This is a genomic window from Pseudoalteromonas sp. MMG013, assembly GCF_018100885.1.
Lineage (GTDB): Bacteria > Pseudomonadota > Gammaproteobacteria > Enterobacterales > Alteromonadaceae > Pseudoalteromonas > Pseudoalteromonas aurantia.
Genome location: NZ_JAGJEE010000018.1, coordinates 89,393 through 95,392 on the forward strand (window position 1 = coordinate 89,393; position 6,000 = coordinate 95,392).

Genomic DNA, 6,000 nt, shown 5'->3' on the forward strand with positions numbered 1-6,000 from the left:
CAAACATACCCAAGAATGCAGTAAAGATAATGAAAAGCGCAGGTAAAAACAAATTAATCCGAGTTATTTTCATGATTTTTTCGACTATAGTTGTAAAGCTAACAGCACTGGCGCTTTACGCGTGTGACAGAACCTGAATATCAGCACAGTAAAATTTGGGTCACAACGTAGTTTTGTGTAGAATCCCAACATCACCATTTGAATTATGGATTGTTATGCAGCCTCAAGAAAAACAAGAAGCGCTGGTTAAAGCGTTTAAAGCTTTACTCAAAGAAGAAAACTTTGGTTCACAAGGAGAAATTGTTGACGCTTTAAAAGACCAAGGCTTTGACAATGTGAGTCAGAGCAAGGTGTCACGCATGCTCAGTAAATTCGGTGCGGTACGAACCCGTAATGCAAAACAAGAAATGGTCTATTGTTTGCCTGCTGAGATGGGAGTGCCGACAGCTAAAAGCCCACTGCGCCAATTGGTCATTGATATTATCCATAACGAAATGATGATAATTATTCGAACTAGCCCCGGCGCCGCACAACTTATTGCCCGATTACTTGATTCGTTAGGAACTGCAGATGGCGTACTCGGCACAATTGCTGGTGATGACACCATATTTATAGCCCCAGCCCAAATCTCAGAAATTGATGCAACGCTTGAGCGAGTAAAAACGTTATTTGACAACGTTTAGGCCGGCCTAAAAATCACTCTTCACAATTTTGTGCCATCGTACTAAGGAATTGGACCGATGGTGCAAAAAATGCCGCCCCCATATCTGCCTGATTATAATCCAACCATAGGTCGTATTTATCTGGAGTGCCTAAACGAGACATTAGAACATCTTCAAACGCTTGGCCATGTGCCGAACAACTCACCCACAAACTACCTTGCTCAAATACATCCCCAAACGGCATGCTTTGATCAAGTAAGGTCGCTAAACCATCTTCGTTTACTAACTCAGCTAGAGTTGCATGACTATTTTCTTTTTGCGGAGAAATCAGGGTGTTATCTAAACGCGTTCGGCCCATCACTTGTTCCTGCTCATCAAGTGTTAGTATTTGCCATGTGTCAATGTCAAACTTCACTCGTTGAACATGCACATAACTTCCTTGATTATCATCATGCTGCGGGTTATTGACTAAAGCTACTTGACGTTTAAAGCGCCCATGAGGTGCATTTCCACCATAAATAAAGCCGTTAAAATCTCGGCCATCTAAAAACCGAAAGCCTCTAACATTTGCCACTAGCTCAACACTAGGTGCAAGCATGTGCAATACACTTTGTGCAAAAAGGTGATTAACATCTTCTCTATCTGAACGGATCACGTACATTAAATCAAAAGGCTGGCTATGCATTAAGTGTTCAGCACTGCTTACATGAGGAAAGCTTTTTAATTCAGGAGGAATATACTCAGGGTAAATATGCGGCCAATATTGTGCTCCAATGGCCACAAAGCTACTCACCATCGACTCCGAAAAACGATCACTCAGTTCATTTTGTAATCGTTCACAATGTGCCAATGTAGCACGCACAGCCTCATCATGCCCATCTAGTACATTAAAAAACAAATGTAAACCATGGAGGTTTGCTTCAGCACAGACTCCTGATTGCGCTTGCGCCATGCTTTTTTCCTTACTTAATTCAGCTCTTGCTCAGAAAAGAAATTTACCGCATGTGCTTTAATTTTAAAAGAGACAGGTAAATTAGTATCAATTGTTTTGTCTGTGGGCGCAGGAACCTCTAACTGTTGTTGTTCAAAACGTACCCGATAAACATATTCAGTGCCCACAAAGCGCTGTTGTTCAACTCGCACTTGCCCATTTGGGTCATTAACCAACTCTAAGTGCTGTGGTCGTACATAGATTTGCCCTTGCTGCTGAGATTGCAACAAAGGAACCATTGAGCTCACGTCACCAAAATCAGTGCTAACACCGGCACCGTTATAACGAGTCGCCTTTAAATAAATTCCTTGACCTAAAAACTCAGCTACAACTTTATTACTTGGCTGTTGAAACAAAGTTTTCGCACACCCTAGTTGCGCGATTTGACCTTCATGCATAATCGCTAACTTATCCGAAAATGCAAACGCCTCATCTTTTGAATGACTGACAAATATAGCTGAGACTTGCTGATCTTTAATAATCGCTCGAATGTCATTAATAAGCTGATATCGAACCTGCGCATCTATATTGGAAAACGGCTCATCTAGCAATAATAAGTTTGGACGGTACGCCAACGCTCTTGCAATCGCAACACGTTGCTGTTGACCTCCCGAAAGCTCATGAGGATAACGTGACTTAAAATTATTTAAGTGTACTAACTCCAACATTTCATCTACGCGCTTTAAGCGCTCTGGTTTATCAAGCTTATTTAGACCAAACCCAATATTCTGCGCAACCGTTAAATGAGGAAATAACGCATAATCTTGGAACATCATCCCTATATTTCTGTGCTGAGGCGCGACAAAGTGGCGCTCATCACTCATACACTGGCCATTAATCACAACCGATCCATGCTGCGGTTGAATAAGCCCCGCAATGGCTTTCAAAGTTGTTGTTTTCCCACAACCACTAGCCCCTAACAAGCAGACTATTTCATTTTGTTCGACGGCTAAATTAAGCGCTTTAATAACTGATTGACCGTCATACTGATACGACAAATTTTGTAATAGCAAACTACTCATTAGTTGTGTTGCTCCATAGATCGATTAACAAAATATAGCGGAATTAGCCCAACTAAAACAATAAACAAGGCTGATACTGACGCAAGTTCTAACTGCTCATCACTCACATACTGAAATACATGTGTCGCCAGAGTTTCAAAATTAAAAGGTCGTAACAATAACGCTGCGGGGAGCTCTTTCATACATTCAATGAAAACCAATAAAGCTGCCGTGAGAATGCCTCTGCGTAATAACGGAAAGTGAATCAAGGTTAAGGTTTGTAAAAACCCCTTCCCCATGCTTTGGCTGGCCATATCTAGCGACGGGCTGATCCGCACATAACTGGCTTCAACTGCGCCATGTGCAATCGCATAGAATCGCACGACATATGCGAAAATCATCGCAAAAATACTACCACTTAACAATAAACCAGGTTCAAAACTAGTTTGCGAAAACCAGTCATTAAGTGCCGTATCCAGCAAAGTTAAAGGCAGCAAAACAGCAATCGCCAATACCGTACCAGGCAGAGCATATCCCGTACTTGCGAAGCGCCCAGGAATGGATTTAGTTCTTTCACTACCTATACGTTGGTAAAAAACCACGAGAACGCTAAAGAATATCGCAATAACACTGACCCACAAAGACACTTTCAAGCTCTGCCAAGCATATAAAAAGAACTGGCTATTCCAAGCCTCGTCAAAGTAATCAATTGCATAGCCACACAAAATACCCACTGGCAACACAAAAGCAACCAGTAATATAAAGATGCAATACGCAGAAGCGGCCCACGCTGTTTTACCTTTAAGCACATATAACGCTGTATCGTTAACAGATGCTTGGCGTTCATGCACCGTATCATTTTTACGACTTAGTCGTTCTAACATCAGTGACACAAACAGAAATAACAGCATAATTCCTGATATTTTTGCCGCTGCAGTGAGTGAGTAATAGCCAAGCCACGTATCATAAACTGCGGTTGTGAGCGTACTTACAGCAAAATAATGTACCGTCGCAAAATCAGCCATTGTCTCCATACTTATCAAAGCAAGTGCAGCAACAATTGCTCCCCGAGCTAACGGAAGGCTCACCTTAAAAAAGCTCTGACGAGGGCTCATTCCCATCAGCTGACTTGCCTGAACCAATTTAAATGATTGCTCTCTGAGCGCGGTTTTAAATATTAAATATAAATAAGGATAGAGCACCAAAGCGATCATTATGATGGCACCTGGCAATGTACGAATATCAAAAAACCAGTAATCATTCGGTGATTGCCAACCAAACCAATCTCGCAGCACCACCTGAACGGGCCCAGCATAATCCAATAAATCAGTATAAATATAGGCAATTATATAAGTCGGCATTGCCAGAGGCAGCATTAATGCCCACTCAAATACTTTCCGACCAGGAAACTGGCAATATGCGCTAAGCCAGCCTAAAGGCAAAGCAATCAAACAACTGAGTGAAATAACACCAAGGATAAGTAAAATAGTATTAGAGGTGTAATCCCAAAGAACGGTATTCCATAGATGGGAGAATACCTCTGAATCTCCTTGCAAAGATTCAAAGATTAAAAAAGCGAGCGGGGCAGATAAACAAATGCCTATCAGCCACGCAAATATCTGCCATTTAGACAGAGAAAACGGTACTTGCATTAAAGATCAAATTTAACCTCATCGATCAGCTTCAGTGCTAATGGACGATATTTACTAATTTCAGACAATGGTAATGCGTCTTCCTTAAACGTGCCCCATGATGCCACCAAATTCGACAATGCTACTCCAGATTTTACTGGGTATTCCATATTCATTGACGCATACATATTCTGTGCTTTATTGTCGGTCATAAACTCTATAAGTTTCAAGGCATTTTCTGGATTTTTAGCATATTTGGTCATTACCACACCTGAAACATTCAAATGGGCACCACGGTCTTTTTGATTGGGGAAATTAATATACACTGAATCAGCCCATGCTTTTTGTTTGCTATCTTGCAGCATTTTTCCAAAGTAATAGCTGTTACCTAGAGCAATGTCACACAAACCTTCTTTTACCGCTTTGACTTGAGCACGGTCATTACCTTGTGGTTTTCGAGCTAAATTACTCTTTACACCTTTAAGCCACTGTTTCGTATCCGCTTCACCATGATGCGCAATCATCGATGCAATCAATCCCAAATTATATGGGTGCTTACCCGAGCGCATACAAATTTTTCCTTTGTAAGTTGCTGAAGCTAAATCTTCATATCCTAAGGCTGAAAGCTTACCTGTTCGTTCCTTTGATGAGTAAACGTTACGTACCCGTTTAGTAAGTGCTACCCATTCACCTTCAGGGTCCCGGAAAGCAACCGGAATATTACGATTAACCACATCACTACTTATCTTTTGCGTTAAGTTCATATCTTCTAATTGCATTAATGCACTAAAATTAGAAGTTAGGACTAAATCAGCCCGACTATGCTTTCCTTCTCGCTTAACACGCTCAATAAGCCCTTTTTTAGCGAAAACAACGTTAGTTTTTATACCTGTTTGTTTGGTGAAGTCATCTAATATCGGTTGGATTAAAAACGGCTGACGAAAAGAGTAGATATTAACTTCGTCTGCTGCCAATGCCGGTAAACAACTTAAAGATGTAAGAACAATCGCTAATGCTTTTTTCATTAAAGCCTCCAGATAAAAACAATAATTATTATCAGCTAATAATATCTCTTATGGTGCTAAAAAACACCCTCTGAATAAAACTAGCTTTATGTTGTTGCAAATAACTGTATCACCAAATCAGAAGTTGCTTGTGAGAAATATCTTACTTCTTATGTGGAGATCAATGATCCCTTTGCTGAAAATAACACCAAAATTAATTTAAACAATTGTTTTAAAACAAATTAAGTTTAACTTTTAGTTTTACTAGAATAATTAAAAGCATTTCCACTGGTTTTGTACCCACCAAAACTCTCTATAATATATCTCGTAGTCAAGGAGATGGTGACTAAGAAATAAATAAGATCACACTGAGTGTAGCTTATTTAAAATTGCGGATGCAATTACCAAGGACAAACAGCCGGATGCTGTGGTTTATGGAAACGCTATAGGATGTAGCAAACATTAAAGGGAAAGGGACAAACAGCCGGATGCTGTGGTTTATGGAAACGCTTAGGATGTAGCAAACATGACAGGGAAAGGGACAAACAGCCGGATGCTGTGGTTTATGGAAACGCTATAGGATGTAGCAAACATGACAGGGAAAGGGACAAGCAGCTGGATGCTGTGGTTTATGGAAACGCTATAGGATGTAGCAAATATTACATGGAAAATGGACAAACAGCTGGATGCTGTGGTTTATGGAAACGCTAT

The 6,000-nt window shown here is 40.6% G+C and carries 5 protein-coding genes; 1 reads left to right on the forward strand and 4 read right to left on the reverse strand.

The annotated features are described in order from the left end of the window. Positions 1 to 215 precede the first annotated feature (215 nt). Positions 216 to 683, forward strand: coding sequence for a transcriptional regulator ArgR (argR, locus tag J8L98_RS16150; protein WP_192508674.1), 468 nt, complete (start codon positions 216 to 218; stop codon positions 681 to 683). Between the two features lie 13 nt (positions 684 to 696). On the opposite strand, the gene J8L98_RS16155 is transcribed toward argR, so the two are convergent. Genes J8L98_RS16155 through J8L98_RS16170 form a run of 4 tightly spaced genes read right to left on the reverse strand, consistent with a single transcriptional unit; the run spans position 697 to position 5,310 of the window. Continuing rightward, positions 697 to 1,614, reverse strand: coding sequence for a Dyp-type peroxidase (locus J8L98_RS16155; protein ID WP_210997271.1), 918 nt, complete (start codon positions 1,612 to 1,614; stop codon positions 697 to 699). Positions 1,615 to 1,628: 14 nt separating this feature from the next. Then, on the reverse strand, positions 1,629 to 2,675 hold the full coding sequence (locus J8L98_RS16160; protein ID WP_210997272.1) for an ABC transporter ATP-binding protein: 1,047 nt from the start codon (positions 2,673 to 2,675) through the stop codon (positions 1,629 to 1,631). Continuing rightward, positions 2,675 to 4,306, reverse strand: coding sequence for an iron ABC transporter permease (locus J8L98_RS16165; protein WP_210997273.1), 1,632 nt, complete (start codon positions 4,304 to 4,306; stop codon positions 2,675 to 2,677). The genes J8L98_RS16160 and J8L98_RS16165 overlap by 1 nt, the downstream gene beginning before the upstream one ends. Beyond that, positions 4,306 to 5,310 carry a Fe(3+) ABC transporter substrate-binding protein gene (locus J8L98_RS16170; protein ID WP_210997274.1) on the reverse strand — a complete coding sequence of 335 codons (1,005 nt, stop codon included), beginning with the start codon at positions 5,308 to 5,310 and terminating at the stop codon, positions 4,306 to 4,308. Before J8L98_RS16170 ends, J8L98_RS16165 begins: the two co-directional genes overlap by 1 nt. Positions 5,311 to 6,000: the final 690 nt, after the last annotated feature.

Excerpts from the sequence above, each read along its gene's own strand:
- argR (WP_192508674.1), top strand. The coding sequence starts at position 216 with ATGCAGCCTCAAGAAAAACAAGAAGCGCTGGTTAAAGCGTTTAAAGCT.
- J8L98_RS16155 (WP_210997271.1), bottom strand. The coding sequence starts at position 1,614 with ATGGCGCAAGCGCAATCAGGAGTCTGTGCTGAAGCAAACCTCCATGGT.
- J8L98_RS16160 (WP_210997272.1), bottom strand. The coding sequence starts at position 2,675 with ATGAGTAGTTTGCTATTACAAAATTTGTCGTATCAGTATGACGGTCAA.
- J8L98_RS16165 (WP_210997273.1), bottom strand. The coding sequence starts at position 4,306 with ATGCAAGTACCGTTTTCTCTGTCTAAATGGCAGATATTTGCGTGGCTG.
- J8L98_RS16170 (WP_210997274.1), bottom strand. The coding sequence starts at position 5,310 with ATGAAAAAAGCATTAGCGATTGTTCTTACATCTTTAAGTTGTTTACCG.